Source organism: Microbacterium sp. LjRoot45 (assembly GCF_964253325.1).
GTDB lineage: Bacteria > Actinomycetota > Actinomycetes > Actinomycetales > Microbacteriaceae > Microbacterium.
The window spans coordinates 2,459,187-2,474,781 of record NZ_CAXUQM020000001.1 but is presented as its reverse complement, the minus strand read 5'-3'; the positions used below and the strand labels follow the sequence as shown (position 1 = coordinate 2,474,781).

The 15,595-nt window shown below is 71.6% G+C and carries 14 protein-coding genes; 11 read left to right on the top strand and 3 right to left on the bottom strand.

Annotation, left to right across the window (positions count from 1 at the left end):
- Positions 1–155 precede the first annotated feature (155 nt).
- From ACSQ18_RS11775 to ACSQ18_RS11760, 4 genes are all read left to right on the top strand, one after another.
- A complete protein-coding gene (locus tag ACSQ18_RS11775; protein ID WP_436037563.1) occupies positions 156–680 on the top strand; it encodes a hypothetical protein in 525 nt (174 codons plus the stop codon).
- Positions 681–849: 169 nt separating this feature from the next.
- Positions 850–2,298, top strand: coding sequence for a ferredoxin reductase family protein (locus tag ACSQ18_RS11770; protein ID WP_436037561.1), 1,449 nt, complete (start codon positions 850–852; stop codon positions 2,296–2,298).
- 28 nt (positions 2,299–2,326) lie between these two features.
- The gene (locus ACSQ18_RS11765; protein ID WP_436037560.1) at positions 2,327–2,875 is read left to right on the top strand and encodes an FMN-binding protein; all 549 of its coding nucleotides are present in this window, start codon (positions 2,327–2,329) and stop codon (positions 2,873–2,875) included.
- Positions 2,872–3,714, top strand: a complete 843-nt coding sequence (locus ACSQ18_RS11760) for an FAD:protein FMN transferase (protein WP_436037559.1) — start codon at positions 2,872–2,874, stop codon at positions 3,712–3,714. The genes ACSQ18_RS11765 and ACSQ18_RS11760 overlap by 4 nt, the downstream gene beginning before the upstream one ends.
- Before the next feature lie 9 nt (positions 3,715–3,723).
- On the opposite strand, the gene ACSQ18_RS11755 is transcribed toward ACSQ18_RS11760, so the two are convergent.
- From ACSQ18_RS11755 to ACSQ18_RS11745, 3 genes are all read right to left on the bottom strand, one after another.
- Positions 3,724–4,692, bottom strand: a complete 969-nt coding sequence (locus ACSQ18_RS11755; protein ID WP_436037557.1) for a sensor histidine kinase — start codon at positions 4,690–4,692, stop codon at positions 3,724–3,726.
- A complete protein-coding gene (locus ACSQ18_RS11750) occupies positions 4,689–5,369 on the bottom strand; it encodes a response regulator transcription factor (RefSeq protein ID WP_436037555.1) in 681 nt (226 codons plus the stop codon). The genes ACSQ18_RS11755 and ACSQ18_RS11750 overlap by 4 nt, the downstream gene beginning before the upstream one ends.
- Positions 5,370–5,514: 145 nt before the next feature.
- Entirely contained in the window at positions 5,515–7,035 is a 1,521-nt protein-coding gene (locus ACSQ18_RS11745; RefSeq protein ID WP_436037553.1) for a PucR family transcriptional regulator ligand-binding domain-containing protein, read from the bottom strand.
- 125 nt (positions 7,036–7,160) lie between these two features.
- Between ACSQ18_RS11745 and gabT the strand changes: the two genes are divergently transcribed.
- The 7 genes from gabT to ACSQ18_RS11710 all read left to right on the top strand — a co-directional run bounded on the left by gabT (position 7,161) and on the right by ACSQ18_RS11710 (position 15,573).
- Positions 7,161–8,516: a 4-aminobutyrate--2-oxoglutarate transaminase gene (gene gabT, locus ACSQ18_RS11740; RefSeq protein ID WP_436037552.1), complete on the top strand. Its 1,356-nt coding sequence runs from the start codon at positions 7,161–7,163 to the stop codon at positions 8,514–8,516.
- Positions 8,517–8,710: 194 nt separating this feature from the next.
- Positions 8,711–10,069: a flavin monoamine oxidase family protein gene (locus ACSQ18_RS11735; protein ID WP_436037550.1), complete on the top strand. Its 1,359-nt coding sequence runs from the start codon at positions 8,711–8,713 to the stop codon at positions 10,067–10,069.
- Positions 10,066–10,284 carry a hypothetical protein gene (locus ACSQ18_RS11730; RefSeq protein WP_436037548.1) on the top strand — a complete coding sequence of 73 codons (219 nt, stop codon included), beginning with the start codon at positions 10,066–10,068 and terminating at the stop codon, positions 10,282–10,284. The genes ACSQ18_RS11735 and ACSQ18_RS11730 overlap by 4 nt, the downstream gene beginning before the upstream one ends.
- Positions 10,281–11,168, top strand: coding sequence for a universal stress protein (locus tag ACSQ18_RS11725; protein WP_436037546.1), 888 nt, complete (start codon positions 10,281–10,283; stop codon positions 11,166–11,168). Before ACSQ18_RS11730 ends, ACSQ18_RS11725 begins: the two co-directional genes overlap by 4 nt.
- Complete coding sequence (locus ACSQ18_RS11720; protein WP_436037544.1) at positions 11,165–12,721, top strand: APC family permease; 1,557 nt, start codon at positions 11,165–11,167, stop codon at positions 12,719–12,721. Before ACSQ18_RS11725 ends, ACSQ18_RS11720 begins: the two co-directional genes overlap by 4 nt.
- Entirely contained in the window at positions 12,718–14,190 is a 1,473-nt protein-coding gene (locus ACSQ18_RS11715) for an NAD-dependent succinate-semialdehyde dehydrogenase (protein WP_436037542.1), read from the top strand. The genes ACSQ18_RS11720 and ACSQ18_RS11715 overlap by 4 nt, the downstream gene beginning before the upstream one ends.
- Positions 14,191–14,208: 18 nt before the next feature.
- Entirely contained in the window at positions 14,209–15,573 is a 1,365-nt protein-coding gene (locus ACSQ18_RS11710; protein WP_301037931.1) for an NAD-dependent succinate-semialdehyde dehydrogenase, read from the top strand.
- Positions 15,574–15,595: the final 22 nt, after the last annotated feature.

The window sequence follows — 15,595 nt, the reverse complement described above, 5'->3', positions numbered from 1 at the left end:
TGGCGCCAGTTTCCCGTTGCGGTGCCGGATCTTCGCGGCGCCACGACCGCAACCTGGCGCCATCGCGCGGAACGGCGACACCCACGGGAGCGCTGAGATGCATAAGCTCCTGCGCGGATGCCAGTGACGGCGCCGAGCATAGGGGAGCGGATGCCGTGAGGGGGGATTTCACAGACGTCGAGTTGAGCGGCTCGCGCGGCGGCCGTCGGGCGCGCGCACGGGCGGCGGCGTGTGCGGTGGCATCCCTCGTCGCGATCGGGGTAGTCGCGGGGTGCGCGGCGACCGTCTCGACGCATCTCGACGCCTCCCCGAGCACGCCCGCGGCCCCGGTCTCGTCGCCCCGCGCGACGTTGGAGGTTCCCGCACCCCTCGACGGTGAGGTCGCCCGCGCGCTCGCCGAGGGGGATCCGCTGCAGGTGTCATCCACGTCGTCGGGATCGACCGAGATCGGCCTCGACTACGTCGTCGATGCGGTGTGTGTGGCGCGCGATGCGACGACCCGGGCGACGTATGAGCTCTTCGTGGGCGCGGATGCCGTGAGCGGCGGCGCCATCGCGTGCGACGGAAGCATCCATCGGAACACCGGCATGACCGGCACGGGTCAAGGGGTGCGCCTCGAGTTCGATCCCCCGGCCGAGGCGACGCAGGCGTACGCGCGCGTGGTGCCGAGCGCTCCCTGAGCCGACCGCCGGCATCCCCTGATTGGCGGGCTCCGGCCGTCGCGGGATCGCGGGTGGGCACTGCGCGAGTCTGTGTGAAAGCTATGCGTCGCCACAGAAGTCGCCACGCATCGCGGGTGCGCGGCCGATTCTTGGCGTCGCCTGAGAGCGGGGGCGTCAGCGTGGGCGCATGACCACCTTCGCCGAGCCCGGCCTCGCTCCCTCCGTCTCGACCGCGCCGACCGCGTCGCCCGCGTCGCCGACCGCGACGACCGACCGGCGTCGGGCGCAGCGTGCGCGGTGGCGGCTGCTCGCCGTGTCGGTGATCTGGGGCACGTCCCTGTTCGTCGCCGCGCTGTGGGTGAGCGGCGGTGGCATCCAATCGCTGCTGTCGTGGGATGCCGAGGCCCTCAACAGCCTGGGACGCATCACGGGTCTCGTCTCGGCCAATCTGCTGCTCTACCAGGTGCTCCTGATGGCGCGCGTGCCCCTGTTCGAGCGGGGCCTGGGCCGGGACACCATCACCCGGATGCACCGGTGGACGGGTTTCTGGTCGTTCTGGCTGCTGATGGCGCACATCGCGCTGCTCGCCATCGGGTACGCGGCGCAGGCGGGACTGTCCCCGCTCGTCCAGCTGTGGACGTTCGTCTGGGACTATCCCGGGATGCTCCTGGCCACCGCGGGGACTCTCCTGCTGGTGCTGGTGGTCGTCACGAGCATCCGGCGCGCCCGGCGGCGGCTGCGCTACGAGTCGTGGCACCTGCTCCACCTCTACGGGTATCTCGGAGTGGGCCTGGCCGTCCCGCACATGCTCTGGACCGGTGCGGACTTCCTCGCGAACCCCGCCGCCACCGTCTACTGGTGGGGCGTGTGGGCGCTGACGGCAGCCGCCGTGATCGTCTTCCGCGTCATCGCGCCGCTGTACCGGTCGATGCGGCACGGCATCCGGGTGGTGTCGGTCGAGCGCGACGGGCGCCGCGGCGTGGTCGTGCGCATGCGCGGCCGCAATCTCGAGCGTCTCGGTGCGGAGGGGGGTCAGTTCTTCGTCTGGCGTTTCCTCGACGGACCGGGCTGGACGCGGGGGAACCCGCTGTCGCTTGCCGCCACCCCGCACGGCGGCGAACTGGTGATCGCCGCCCGCATGGTCGGCGAAGGAACCCGGCGCCTCGCGCGACTCGCCCCCGGCACCCGCGTGCTCGTCGAAGGGCCTTACGGACACCTCACCGGTGCCGCGCGCCACGGCCGCAAGCTCCTCATGATCGGCGCCGGTGCCGGCGTCGCGCCCCTGCTGTCGGTGCTCGAGTCCGAGCAGTTCGCCCCGGGCGAGGCGGTGCTGCTCACCCGTGACCACGACGCCGACGACCGCACCCGCGCGGATGCCGTGCGCACGCTCGTCGCCTCGCGCGGCGTGCGTCACCTCTCTCTCGACGGCCCCCGACGCACGGACTCCTCGACCTGGATGCCGGCCAGCCACCGCGCGTGGCGCGGCTCCGACCTGCTGCGGCGCGCGGTGCCCGGGATCGAGGACTTCGACGTGTTCCTCTGCGGACCCGACGCCTGGATGGCGTCGCTGCGGGCCGACCTCCGCGGCGCGGGCGTGCCCCGCGAGCGCATCCACACCGAGTCTTTCGCGATCTGACCGCGACACCCCGAAGAACGGACCGACCATGAAGAAGATCGTCTACGGCATCCTGGCCACCCTGAGCGGGCTCGTGCTGCTGTTCAGCTATCGCACGTCTCTCGGCGACGAGATCGTGCCCGATGCCGCGGCCGTCGACGCCCCCACCTCGACGGCCGCGGGCTCCACCCCCTCGCCGTCGGCGTCGACGGGTTCGGCGGACAGCGCGGACACGAACTCGGGCTCGACGGCCGGCTCGGACACGAGCTCCGCGGCGGAGTCGACGTCGGCGTCGGAGTCGGCGTCGACGAGCGGTCTGGCCGACGGCTCGTACACGGGGGATGCCGTGAACACGCGCTACGGCCCGGTGCAGGTGGCCATCACGGTGTCCGGGGGCGCGGTGTCCGACGTGCAGGTCGTGGACTACCCCTCCAGCAACCCGCGCGACCGCCAGATCAACGAGCGTGCGATCCCCGAGCTCGTGTCCGAGACGATCTCGGCTCAGAGCGCCGAGATCGACATGGTCTCGGGTGCCACGTACACGAGTGACGGCTACATCCGCTCGCTGCAGTCCGCGCTCGACGAGGCCGCGGCGTGAGCGCCCCGACCCGGCGGGTGCGGACGGCGCACCTGATGGGCACGGTCGTGAGCGTGCACGTCGTCGGTGACCTGCCCGCCGCCCGCGTCGACGCGGCCGTCGACGCGTTCGTCGCCGAGCTGGGGGCGATGGAGCGCGTGTTCTCGACCTTCATGGACGACTCGGACATCTCCCGCCTCCGTCGAGGCGAGGCCGGTCTCGACGACCTCGACCCGCGGGTGCGCGAGGTGCTCGCCGCCTGCCGGGAGGTGGAGCTGGCCACCGGGGGACGCTTCAGCGCGCAGTGGCGCGGCGGCCCCGACCCCACCGGCTATGTCAAGGGATGGGCCGTCGATACGGCGGGGCAGGAGTTCCTCGCCCCGCTCCTGCACGAGCGCGGAGGCGTCGCCGTCGGAGTGAACGCCGGCGGCGACCTGCGACTGTGGACGGCCGCCGACCAGACATGGGCGTGGCGCGTCGGGATCGCCGACCCGACGGCATCCGGAACGGTCCTCGCGACGCTCGACGTGCGCAACGGCGCGGTCGCCACGTCGGGCACGGCCGAGCGCGGCGCCCACATCATCGACCCCCGTACAGGTCTGCCGGCGACGTCGGTCCGCAGCGCGACGGTGGTCGCCGACACGTTGACCACCGCGGACGTCTGGGCGACCACGGGCGTCGTCGCCGGCTTCGACGACCTCGCGTGGATCGCCGACGCGCCCGCGCGCTCCGGGATTGTCGTCGCCGCAGACGGGCGCATCCGCCGGTGGGTCGGCGGGGTGGAGGTGCAGCGCGAGGCGGCGGGTGTCGACGCGCTCACGGCTGTCGCTGGACCTGTGGGGTTCCCCTCGGCCGCGTGAGGGATGCCGTCAGGCCCGCGGGACGGTGAGTGCGAACGTCGTCCCGCGCGGCGAGGTCTCCTCGATGCGCACGCTTCCGCCGGCCGCGGTCGCGGCTTCGCGGACGAGTGCGAGTCCGAGTCCGAAGCCGCGTCGGCGACCGACCTCTCCCGAGCGTGCGAAGCGCTCGAAGATCCGCTCGCGGTCTTCGTCGGCAACGCCCGACCCGGCATCCCGCACCCGGAAGGTCACGTCGCGCGTGCCCTCCTCGACGTCGAGCGTGACGGACGAGCCGCGCGGGGCGTGCTGGACGGCGTTGTCCAGGAGCGCCACCAGCAACCGGGTGAGGGTCACGGGCCCGAGCGTCACCCGGGCCGGCGCCGTGGTGGCGACAGCGAGGTGCACCTCGGCGTCGTCGGCCAACGGCCGCACGGTCGAGGCGGCGGCCTCGACGGCGGCACCGACATCGGCCGGCTCTCCCGTGTGCTGCCCCTCCGCAGCCAACAGCATGTCGGTGAGCACCTCGTCGAGCACGGCCGCGTCGCGGCGCAGCTCGGTCACGGCGGGCCGGGCGTCCTCACCGCGGTCCAGGCGACGCTGCACGATCTGGATGCGGCTCGTGAGGGCGGTCAGCGGCGTGCGGATCTCGTGACTGGCATCCGCCACGAACGTCCGCTGCGTCTGCAGCGCGTCGGCGAGGGGACGCACGGCTCGGCGCGCCGCGAACCAGGCGACGAAGCCCAGGAGCAGCACCCCGACGACGCCGAGGACGACCACCCACGGCAGGACGTGGTCGACGTCCACGACGAACCGGTCGCCGTCGGGGTCGGCATCGGGCCGGGGGTCGCCGTGGCGCCCCTCGGGGCGGCCGGAGGTGAGGAGCAGCAGCACGAGCGTCACGACCCCGCCCGCGATGATGAGGGCCGAGGCGAGACCGACGAGCACCCCGATGCGCATCGCCGCGCGCTGCACCCGCACGCGATCGGCCGACGCGTTCACGCGCTCGCCCCCGCCCGGTAGCCGCGGCCGCGGACGGTCTCGATGAGCTCCGGGGCGCTCTTGCGGCGGATGTAGTGCACGTAGGTGTCGACCGAACTCAGGGCGTCGTCTGAGGCGAACACGGAGCCGAGGATCTCCTCCCGGGTGAAGACGTGCTCGGGGCTCTCCGACAGGAGGGCGAGCAGCCGCGCCTCCGTCGCCGTGAGCGAGACGCGCTCGCCGCCCGGCCCGTAGAGCGCGAGGGAATCGGGGACGAAGGTCCAGTCCGCGACGGTGCGACGGCGGCCTTCCGCGCGGTGGCCGCGAACCAGGGCGCGCAGCCGCGCCAGCAGTTCGTCGAAGTCGAAGGGCTTCACGAGGTAGTCGTTGGCTCCGGCATCCAGCCCTTCGACGCGATCGGCGATCGCGCCGAGCGCCGTCAGCAGGAGCACCGGTGTGGTGATGCGCGCCGTGCGCAGCGCCTCGATGAGGGCGATCCCGTCGAGGCCGGGGAGGCGCCGGTCGACGACCATCACGTCGTACCGGCGTGACAGCGCGGTGCGCAGGGCGAGAGCGCCGTCGGCCACGTGATCGACCTCGTAGACCTCGCCGAGCACGTCGACGGTCATCGCCGCGATCGTCGCGTCGTCTTCGACGTAGAGCAGCCGCGGACGTGCCGGTGTCGCCGGTGCGCTCATCCTGGCTCCCTCCTCGCCGAGTCCATTCACCCACACCGCAGCCAAGAAGGCACCAAGACGTCGCCGGGGGCCCGGTTCTTTCCGGCGCCGCGACCGCAATCCGGCGCCATCGGTCGGAAACGGCAGCAAGGGGCGCCCGCGGCGGTCAGTCGGCGGCGACGAGCGCGGCCCACAGCTCGGCCCGCGCGGGGAACGAGGACAGGTCCACCCCCAGCAGCGACTGCGCCTGCGCCACGCGCGCGCGAACCGTGTGCCGATGGATGCCGAGGGCCGACGCGGCGGCGTCGATGCGCGCGTCGTTCTCGAGCCACGTCCGCACCGTCGTCAGCAGCTGACCGCCCGCCGCGTCGTGTTCGCGCAGCGGAGCGAGGCGGGCGGCGGCCAGCGCACGCGCCTCGTCGGTGTCGAGCTGGCTCAGGATGCCGCGCGCGGCGACGTCGCCGAACGTGCGCGGCATCCCGCGCTCGCCGTACCGCCGGGCGGTGACGGCCTGCGCGTGCGCGGCGGCGAAGGCGGTGTACGGGGCGGGGAGCGAGATGCCGACGGCGGCGTCGAACAGGTCGGCGAACGTGCGCAGCGTGGCGGTGTCGTCGGCGCCGACGACGAGCACGAGCCCGTCGGGGCCGCGCCCGTGGAACAGCGTGCCGCGGTGCTCGGTGACGGCGAGCTCGAGCCAGTCGACGGCGGCGTCGAGGCGGGCCGACGCGACGTCGGCGACCGCCACGACGACAGGCGGGGTCGGCAGAGCCCCCCACAGCTCCCGGGAGACGCGACGGGCGAGCGACGGGTCGTCGGAGAGGAGGCTGTGCACGAGGCCGGCGCGCAGCGCTCCGCGGGCTCTGCCGAGTCCGACGTTCTGCTCGAGGGCGAGCCCGGCCATCGCGATGACGGACGTGACGACGCCGCGGCCCTCGAGGTCGAGGTCGCCCCCCGCGATGACGATCGCCCCGCGGAGGTGCCCGCCCCGGCCGAGCGTCTGCAGCGTGAACCGCGTGCCGGCGACATCGAGGGTCGACCCGGCGCGCACCCCTCGGCGCAGCACGCTCCCCACCTCGTCGGTGAGCGACGCCAGCACGTCGGGGGAGATCGCCTCGACGGGATGCCGTTGGGTCAAGACCCCGGCCGCGTCGAACATGCCGACCCACGTATCGAGCTGACGGGCCAGTTCGGCGACGGTCGCGCCGAGCCCGTCGGGGCGCAGGGCGGCCAGGGAGATGGCGCGCTGCGCGTCGAGGGCCCACGTGCGCCGGGCGTAGGACTGCGCCGCGATCGCCTCCGCGTTCGCGCGTGCGACGGCGATGAACGGGGTGCGGTAGGGCACTTCGAACAGGGGGATGCCGTGCGCGGCGCACGCCTCGATCAGGTGCGTCGGGATGCCGTCGCGCACGACTTCGGTGCCGAATCCGAGGCCGCGCACGCCGCGGGTGCGCAGCCGGGAGACGTAGGCGGTGACGGTGTCGCGGGGCGCGTCGGGGGCGAACTGGGTGCCGGTGGTGAGGAGGAGGAGGTCGTCTGCCAGGAACGGAGTGGGGTCGAGGAGATCGGAGCTGTGCACCCATCGCAGCGGCGCGTCGAGTGCGTCGGAGGGGAGGTCGTCGAGGTCGGATTCGAGCCGCAGGTGGAGTTCGCGGCGGGAGAGGAGGGCGCGCAGGGTGGGGTCGGTCATGGCATCCTCGCCGTCGTGGCATCCGGTCCCGCCGGTGCGGGAGTGTACGTCGCGTACGTGCGACTCGTCAGAATGTACACCGCGGCGGCTGTGGTGGGCGCGGTGCCCCCCGTACGCTCGCCCGCATGACCCTCGCCGAACTCGACGCCCTTCCCCTCGGCGGCCCCTCGCTCCCGCAGGAGCGCCGCCTGGTCACCACGATCCCCGGACCGCGCTCGCAGGAACTGCTGGCCCGAAAGGCCGCAGCGGTCGCTGCCGGCGTCGGGCACACCGTTCCCATCGAGGCGGTCGCCGCCGGTGGCGGTGTCGTCGTCGACGCCGACGGCAACTCCCTCATCGACCTCGGGTCGGGCATCGCGGTGACGACCGTGGGCAACGCGCACCCGAAGGTGGCCGAGGCGATCGCCGCGCAGGCCGCGCAGTTCACGCACACGTGCTTCATGGTGTCGCCGTACGAGTCGTACGTGGCCGTCGCCGAGGCGCTCAACCGCTTGACGCCCGGCGACCACGAGAAGAAGTCGGCCCTGTTCAACTCGGGCGCGGAAGCCGTCGAGAACGCCGTCAAGATCGCCCGCAAGTTCACGGGACGGCAGGCCGTCGTCGCGTTCGATCACGGCTACCACGGCCGCACCAACCTGACGATGGGGCTCACCGCGAAGTCGATGCCCTACAAGAGCGGCTTCGGACCGTTCGCGTCGGAGATCTACCGCGCCCCCATGTCGTACCCGTACCGCGACGGCCTCACGGGCCCCGAGGCGGCGGCCAAGGCGATCTCGATCATGGAGAAGCAGATCGGCGCCGACAACCTCGCCGCCGTCATCATCGAGCCGATCCAGGGCGAGGGCGGCTTCATCGTCCCCGCCGACGGGTTCCTGCCGGCGCTCGTGGACTGGTGCCGCGCGAACGGCGTCGTCTTCATCGCCGACGAGGTGCAGTCGGGCTTCGCCCGCACCGGCGCCATGTTCGCCAGCGAGATCTTCGGCATCGTGCCCGACCTGGTCACGACGGCCAAGGGCATCGCGGGCGGGATGCCGCTCGCGGCCGTCACGGGTCGCGCGGAGATCATGGATGCCGCGCACGCCGGCGGCCTCGGCGGCACGTACGGCGGAAACCCCGTCGCGTGCGCCGCCGCTCTCGCGGCGATCGATGCCTTCGAGAACGACGGACTGCTCGAGCGGGCGCGTGAGATCGGGGGGATCCTCCGCGCCCGCCTCGAGTCGCTGCAGCAGGACGACCCGCGCATCGGAGAGGTGCGGGGTCACGGGGCGATGATCGCCGCCGAGTTCGTCGACCCGGCGACCCAGGCTCCGGATGCCGCGCTGACGGCGGCCGTGGCGAAGGCGGCGATCGCCGAGGGCGTGATCGTCCTGACGTGCGGCACATACGGCAACGTCATCCGCTTCCTCCCGCCGCTGAGCATGCCCGACGCGCTGCTGGAGGAGGGCCTCGACGTGGTCGCCGCCGCTCTCGCCGCGAACTGACGGCTCACGACCGTTTCGAGCGAGACCAGCACGACGCGCAACACGACCAGGGGGAGAGGCGGAGGATTCGTCCCGGCAGGGCAATCGGGGGTCGGGGGGTCCCCGCTCTTGTCCTCCCGGGACGAATCCGAAGCCGGGCGCACACCCGGAGCCGGTCCCGATGAAGCACCAAGGAAGATACGAAGGAGTACCCGATGAGTGAGATCACTCGAGACGTCGTGATCGTCGGCGCCGGCGCCGCCGGGCTGACCGCGGCGAACCAGCTGAAGAAGGCGGGGTTCTCGGTCGCCGTGCTGGAGGCCCGTGAGCGCGTCGGCGGACGCCTGTGGACCGACGTGATCGATGGCGCGATGCTCGAGATCGGCGGTCAGTGGGTGTCGCCCGATCAGGACGCGCTCATCGAGACGGTCGCCGAGCTCGGGCTGGAGACGTACTCCCGGTACCGCGAGGGCGACAGCGTCTACGTCGGTCCCGACGGGCAGGCCCGCCGTTTCACGGGGGAGATGTTCCCGGTCTCCGCCGAAACGGAGAAGACGATCGCGGAGATCACCGAGCGGCTCGACGCGATGGTCGCCGAGATCGACCCCGACCGGCCGTGGGCGCACGAGAAGGCCGCCGAGTGGGACCGCGTCTCCTGGGACGCGTGGCTGCGCGCGCAGACCGACGACGACGAGGCGGTCCGCAACCTCGCCTTCGCGACGGGCTCGGCGATGCTGACGAAGCCGACGCACACGTTCTCGCTGCTGCAGTCTCTGCTCATGGCGGCATCCGCCGGTTCGTACTCGCACCTCGTCGACGCGGACTTCATCCTCGACAAGCGGGTCGTGGGTGGCCTCCAGCAGGTGCCGCTGCTGCTCGCGGAGCGTCTCGGCTCCGACGTGTTCCTGAACGAGCCCGTGCGCACGCTCGCGTGGTCGGAGGACGGCGTGACGGTGACGTCCGACGGGATGACCGTCCACGCCCGCCAGGCGATCCTCGCGCTGGCTCCCGTGCTCTACAACCGGATCTCGTTCGTGCCGGCACTGCCGCGGCGCCAGCACCAGATGCACCAGCACATCTCGATGGGGTTCGTGATCAAGGTGCACGCCGTCTACGAGACCCCGTTCTGGCGCGAGAAGGGACTGTCGGGAACCGCCTTCAGCCCCTACGAGCTGTCGCACGAGGCGTACGACAACACGAACCACGGCGATGAGCGCGGCACCCTCGTCGGCTTCGTCTCCGACCAGAACGCCGACGACCTGTTCACGCTGACCGCCGAGGAGCGCAAGGAGCGCATCCTCGAGTCGCTCTCGCACTACTACGGTCCCGAGGCCAAGAACCCCGTCGTCTACTACGAGAGCGACTGGGGTTCGGAGGAGTGGACCCGCGGCGCGTACGCGGCGAGCTTCGACATGGGCGGCCTCCATCGCTACGGCGCCGACCTGCGCAGCGCCGTCGGCCCCATCCGGTTCGCGTGCAGCGACCTCGCGGGCGCCGGCTACCAGCACGTCGACGGCGCGATCCGCATGGGTCGCCTCGCCGCCGACCAGATCATCGAGGAGCTGCGCGCATGAGCCGTTTCGTCTCGCTGCGCTCGCTCAACGACCGCAGGGGAGCTGCGCGCATGAGCCGTTTCGTCTCGCTGCGCTCGCTCAACGACCGCAGAGGAGCTGCGCGCATGAGCCGTTTCGTCTCGCTGCGCTCGCTCAACGACCGCAGGGGAGCTGCGCGCATGAGCCGTTTCGTCTCGCTGCGCTCGCTCAACGACCGGAAGGGAGACCGCGCATGAGCGGCCACATCGTGGTGGGCTACACCGCCACCAAGACGGGGCGGGATGCCGTCGCCTTCGCCGCCCGGCTGGCATCCGCCGTCGACGCCGTCCTCGACGTCGTCGTCGTGCTGCCGGGTGAGGGTCGCAGCGTCATCACGCCGCCCGACGCCTCGTACGACCGGCTGTTGCGCGAACAGGCGGCGCGGTGGATCGCGGAGGCGATCGACCGCATCCCCGCCGAGGTCGTCGCCCACGCTCACGTGCGCACGGCGGAGTCGTTCGCGGAGGGGCTCATCGCGGTGGCCGACGAGCTCGAGGCGGCCTACATCGTCGTCGGCGCCGCCGACGGCGCCACCCGCGGCCGCCACCGCCTGGGTACGACGACCACCGAGCTGCTCCATTCGTCGGACGTTCCGGTCGTGCTCGTGCCGCGCGGGGCCCGCAAGATCGCTCCGGAGACGGGCATCACCCGCCTCACCGTCGCCGTCGGCACGCGCCCCGGCGCCGACGCGCTCATGGACGATGCCGCCGCCCTCGTCGCCGCGACCGGTGTGCCGGTGCGGCTCCTGTCGCTGCTGACCGTCGATCTGCCCCCTACCGCCGACACGGGTGCGATCCGGATCGCCGGATCGACCCAGGTCGACGAGGTGCTCGCCGCCGCTCAGACGCGCCTCCCCGACGGCCTCGACGCCGAGGTCGTCGTCGCCGAGGGCGAGAGCATCGAGGATGCCGTCGCCCACCTCGACTGGCAGCCGGGGGAGTTGCTCCTCGCCGGCTCCAGCCGTCTCGCCCAGCCGCGTCGCCTGTTCCTCGGGTCGACGGCGGCGAAGATGCTCCACGAAGTCCCCGTGCCGGTCGTCGTCGTCCCGCGCACGCGCCACAAGGAAGAGGCCGGATCATGACTCAGGATGCCCCCGCCGTGACGGGCGAGCCCGTGGACGGCGGCCTCTCGAAGAAGGGGCTGAGCGCAGGGACGATCGGCCTCCTCGGTGCCGTCGTCATCGGCATCTCCTGCATCGCACCCGCGTACACGTTCACGGCGGCCGTCGGCCCGACGGCATCCGTCGTCGGCGCGCAGATCCCCGCCATCATCCTCGTGGGCTTCATCCCCATGCTGCTCGTCGCGTTCGGCTACCGGGAACTCAACAACCGGATGCCGGATGCCGGCACGTCGTTCACGTGGGCCGCGCGCGCCTTCGGTCCGTGGGTGGGGTGGATGGCCGGATGGGGACTCGTCGTCGCGACGATCCTCGTGCTGTCGAACCTCGCGGGCGTCGCGGTGGAGTTCCTCTTCCTGCTGATCTCGCAGATCACGGGCAATCCGGGCATCGCCGACCTCGCGTTCGAGCTGTGGATCAACATCGGCGTGTGTCTGCTGTTCATGCTGGGGGCGACCTACATCTCCTACCGCGACATGCAGACGACGCAGAAGCTGCAGTATGTCCTCGTGACCTTCCAGGTCGCCGTGCTCGTGATCTTCGCCGTCACGGCCATCGTCACCGCGGTCGGCGGCGGCGGCTTCGACTACACCCCGTTCTCGCTCGAGTGGTTCAACCCGTTCGCCGTCTCGTCGTTCGGGGCGTTCGCGGCAGGACTGTCGCTCTCGATCTTCATCTTCTGGGGGTGGGACGTCACCCTCACCATGAACGAGGAGACGAAGGACCCGGAGAAGACCCCGGGCCGGGCGGCCACCGTCACGGTGATCACCATCGTCTCGCTGTACCTCTTGCTCGCCGTCGCGATGATCATGTTCGCGGGCGTCGGCACGGGCGAACTGGGCCTCGGCAACGAGGACATCCAGGCGAACGTCTTCTTCTTCCTCTCCGACCCGGTGCTCGGCCCGCTCGCCTTCCTCGTGTCGCTCGCGGTGCTGACCAGCTCCGCGTCGTCGCTGCAGTCGACGTTCGTCGGCCCCGCCCGCACCTTGCTGGCGATGGGGCACTACGGCGCGCTGCCGCCGGCGTTCGCGAAGGTGAGCCCGCGGTTCTTCACGCCCGGGTACGCGACGATCGTGTCGGCCGTCGTGGCATCCGTCTTCTACGCCGTCATGCGGGTCGTGAGCGAGGACACCCTCTGGGACACGATCCTCACGCTCGGCATGATGATCTGCTTCTACTACGGCATCACGGCGTTCGCGTGCGTGTGGTACTTCCGCAAGCAGTGGTTTGACTCGGTACGGAACGTCTTCTTCACGTTCCTGTTCCCGCTCATCGGCGGTGTGATCCTCGGTGTGCTCTTCTTCACGACGCTCATCGATTCGATGGACCCCGCCTACGGCTCGGGCTCGAACATCGCCGGCATCGGGATCGTGTTCATCCTCGGAATGCTCATCATCCTCGTCGGCATCGGCGTGATGATCTGGCAGGCGTTCACGCGTCCCGCGTTCTTCCGCGGCGAGACCCTGTCGATCGATGCCCCGCCGAGTGCGCGGGCGATGAGGAAGGCGGCCCGATGAGCCGGGAAACGGAGCGGGCGCTGCTCGCACAGGTGCCGACGGGACTGTTCATCGGCGGGGAGTGGACCCCCACCGGGGCCACCTTCCCCGTGAAGGACCCGGCGACGGGAGACACCCTCCTCGAGATCGCCGACGCGTCGCCCGAGGATGCCGTGCGCGCCCTCGACGCCGCCGTCGCCGCACAGGACGCGTGGGCGGCGACCCCGCCCCGCACCCGCAGCGACATCCTCCGCCGGGCGTTCGACCTCGTGCAGGAGCACAAGGAGGACCTCGCGCTCCTCATGACCCTCGAGATGGGGAAGCCGCTCGCCGAAGCGCGCGGCGAGGTCGTGTACGGCGGCGAGTTCCTGCGGTGGTTCAGCGAGGAGGCCGTGCGCATCGCCGGCCGCTACGGTCTGAACCCCGAGGGCACGGGCCGCATGGTCGTCTCGCAGCGTCCGGTCGGACCGTCGTTCTTCATCACGCCGTGGAACTTCCCGTTCGCGATGGCGACGCGGAAGATCGCGCCGGCGCTCGCCGCCGGGTGCACGGTCGTCATCAAGCCACCGGAGCTGACGCCGCTGACGACGCTCTACTTCGTGAAGCTCCTCGTGGAGGCGGGACTGCCCGAAGGGGTCGTCAACGTCTTCACGACGACGCGCTCGAGCTCGACGTCGGCGCCCGTGATCTCCGACCCGCGGCTGCGCAAGCTGTCGTTCACCGGCTCGACCGAAGTGGGACGCAAGCTCATCGCGCAGGCCGCCGAGGGCGTGCTGCGCGTGTCGATGGAGCTCGGCGGCAACGCGCCGTTCGTCGTGTTCGACGACGCCGACCTCGACAAGGCGGTCGACGGCGCGCTGGCGGCGAAGTTCCGCAACATCGGCCAGGCCTGCACCGCCGCGAACCGCTTCATCGTGCACGAAGCGGTCGCCGACGAGTTCGCCCGCCGTGTCACCGAGCGCGTCTCGGCGATGCGCATCGGGCGCGGCACGGAAGACGGGGTGCAGATCGGTCCGCTCATCGACGACAAGGCGGTCGCGAAGGCCGAAGAGCTCGTCGCCGACGCCGTCTCGCGCGGCGCCACCGTCCTCGCCGGCGGTCGGGCGCCCGACGAGGGAGCCTTCGCCGCGGGCACGTTCTACGAGCCGACCGTGGTCGCCGGCGTCGTGCCGGGAAGCGCCATCCTGCGCGAGGAGATCTTCGGGCCGGTGCTCGCGATCTCGACCTTCGCCGACGAGGACGACGCCGTGCGCCTCGCGAACGACACCGAGTACGGGCTCGTGTCCTACGTCTTCACGCAGGACCTCGCGCGCGGCCACCGGATGATCGATCGCCTCGAGACCGGCATGATGGGGCTGAACGTCGGTGTCGTCTCCAACGCGGCGGCGCCCTTCGGCGGCGTCAAGCAGTCCGGTGTCGGCCGCGAGGGCGGCCTGGAAGGCATCCACGAGTACCTGTCCACGAAGTACACGCTGATCCCCGTCGACTGACGGGAGTGAGGGAGCACCATGAGTGACTATGCGGTCGTGAACCCGGCCACGGGAGAGACCCTGGCCACGTACCCGACGGCCACCGATGCCGAGGTGGAGGCCGCCGTCGCGGCCGCCGACGCGGCGTTCCGCGGGTGGGGGCGCACCTCCACGCCGGCCGAGCGCGCCGAGCTGCTGCGCGCCGCCGCGCGGCTTCACCGCGAGCGTCGCGACGAACTCTCGGCGATCATCGTCCGCGAGATGGGCAAGCCGCTCGCCGCCGCCGAGGGTGAGGTCGACTTCGCCGCCGACATCACGGAGTACTACGCCGACCACATCGACAAGATCACCGCCGACGCTCCGCTGGAGATCGACGGCGACGGCACGGCGGTCATCCGCAAGGCTCCGTTGGGGGTGCTGCTCGGCATCATGCCGTGGAACTTCCCCTACTACCAGGTGGCCCGTTTCGCGGCGCCGAACCTGGCGCTGGGCAACACGATCCTCCTCAAGCATGCGCCGCAGTGCCCGGAGTCCGCCGCGGCGATCGCGAAGATCTACGCGGATGCCGGGTTCCCCGCCGGCGCCTACGCCGACGTCCGACTGACGAACGACCAGGCGGCATCCGTCATCGCCGACCGTCGCGTGCAGGGTGTCTCGGTGACGGGTTCGGAGCGCGCGGGCGCCGCGGTCGCCGAGATCGCCGGCCGCAACCTGAAGAAGGTGGCCCTGGAACTGGGCGGGTCCGACCCGTTCATCCTCCTGTCGACCGACGACCTGGACGGTGCCGTGCAGGCCGCGGTGGACGCCCGCCTCGACAACACCGGGCAGTCCTGCAATGCGGCCAAGCGGTTCATCGTCGCCGACGACCTCTACGACGCGTTCCTGGAGAAGTTCACCGCCGCGATGTCGGCGGCGACCGTGGGCGACCCGTTCGCCGAGGACACCGTCCTCGGCCCGCTGTCGTCGCTGGCCGCGGCCGAGCGCCTCGCCGCACAGGTCGACGCGGCCGTGGCGGCGGGCGCGACGCTCGTGACCGGCGGTTCCCGCGACGGGGCGTTCTACCCCGGCACGGTGCTCACCGACGTCACGCCCGACATGGACGCCTACCGCGAGGAGTTCTTCGGCCCCGTGGGTGTCGTCTACCGCGTGTCCGGTGAGGACGAGGCCGTCGAGGTCGCCAACGCCACGCCCTTCGGCCTGGGGTCGTACGTCTTCACGACCGACCCGGAGCAGGCCGAGCGGATCGCCGACAAGATCGACGCCGGCATGGTCTACGTGAACCTCGTGCTCGCCGACGAACCGGCGCTGCCGTTCGGCGGCGTGAAGCGCAGCGGCACGGGCCGCGAGATGGGTCTGCTGGCCGCTGACGAGTTCGTGAACAAGAAGCTCATCCGCATCGGCTGAGGCCCCTCGCGCCTTCGCGACC

Bases quoted from the DNA above. Each gene is read 5' to 3' on its own strand.
- ACSQ18_RS11770 (WP_436037561.1), top strand. From the start codon at position 850: ATGACCACCTTCGCCGAGCCCGGCCTCGCTCCCTCCGTCTCGACCGCG.
- ACSQ18_RS11765 (WP_436037560.1), top strand. From the start codon at position 2,327: ATGAAGAAGATCGTCTACGGCATCCTGGCCACCCTGAGCGGGCTCGTG.
- ACSQ18_RS11750 (WP_436037555.1), bottom strand. From the start codon at position 5,369: ATGAGCGCACCGGCGACACCGGCACGTCCGCGGCTGCTCTACGTCGAA.
- ACSQ18_RS11745 (WP_436037553.1), bottom strand. From the start codon at position 7,035: ATGACCGACCCCACCCTGCGCGCCCTCCTCTCCCGCCGCGAACTCCAC.
- gabT (WP_436037552.1), top strand. From the start codon at position 7,161: ATGACCCTCGCCGAACTCGACGCCCTTCCCCTCGGCGGCCCCTCGCTC.
- ACSQ18_RS11735 (WP_436037550.1), top strand. From the start codon at position 8,711: ATGAGTGAGATCACTCGAGACGTCGTGATCGTCGGCGCCGGCGCCGCC.
- ACSQ18_RS11730 (WP_436037548.1), top strand. From the start codon at position 10,066: ATGAGCCGTTTCGTCTCGCTGCGCTCGCTCAACGACCGCAGGGGAGCT.
- ACSQ18_RS11725 (WP_436037546.1), top strand. From the start codon at position 10,281: ATGAGCGGCCACATCGTGGTGGGCTACACCGCCACCAAGACGGGGCGG.
- ACSQ18_RS11720 (WP_436037544.1), top strand. From the start codon at position 11,165: ATGACTCAGGATGCCCCCGCCGTGACGGGCGAGCCCGTGGACGGCGGC.
- ACSQ18_RS11715 (WP_436037542.1), top strand. From the start codon at position 12,718: ATGAGCCGGGAAACGGAGCGGGCGCTGCTCGCACAGGTGCCGACGGGA.
- ACSQ18_RS11710 (WP_301037931.1), top strand. From the start codon at position 14,209: ATGAGTGACTATGCGGTCGTGAACCCGGCCACGGGAGAGACCCTGGCC.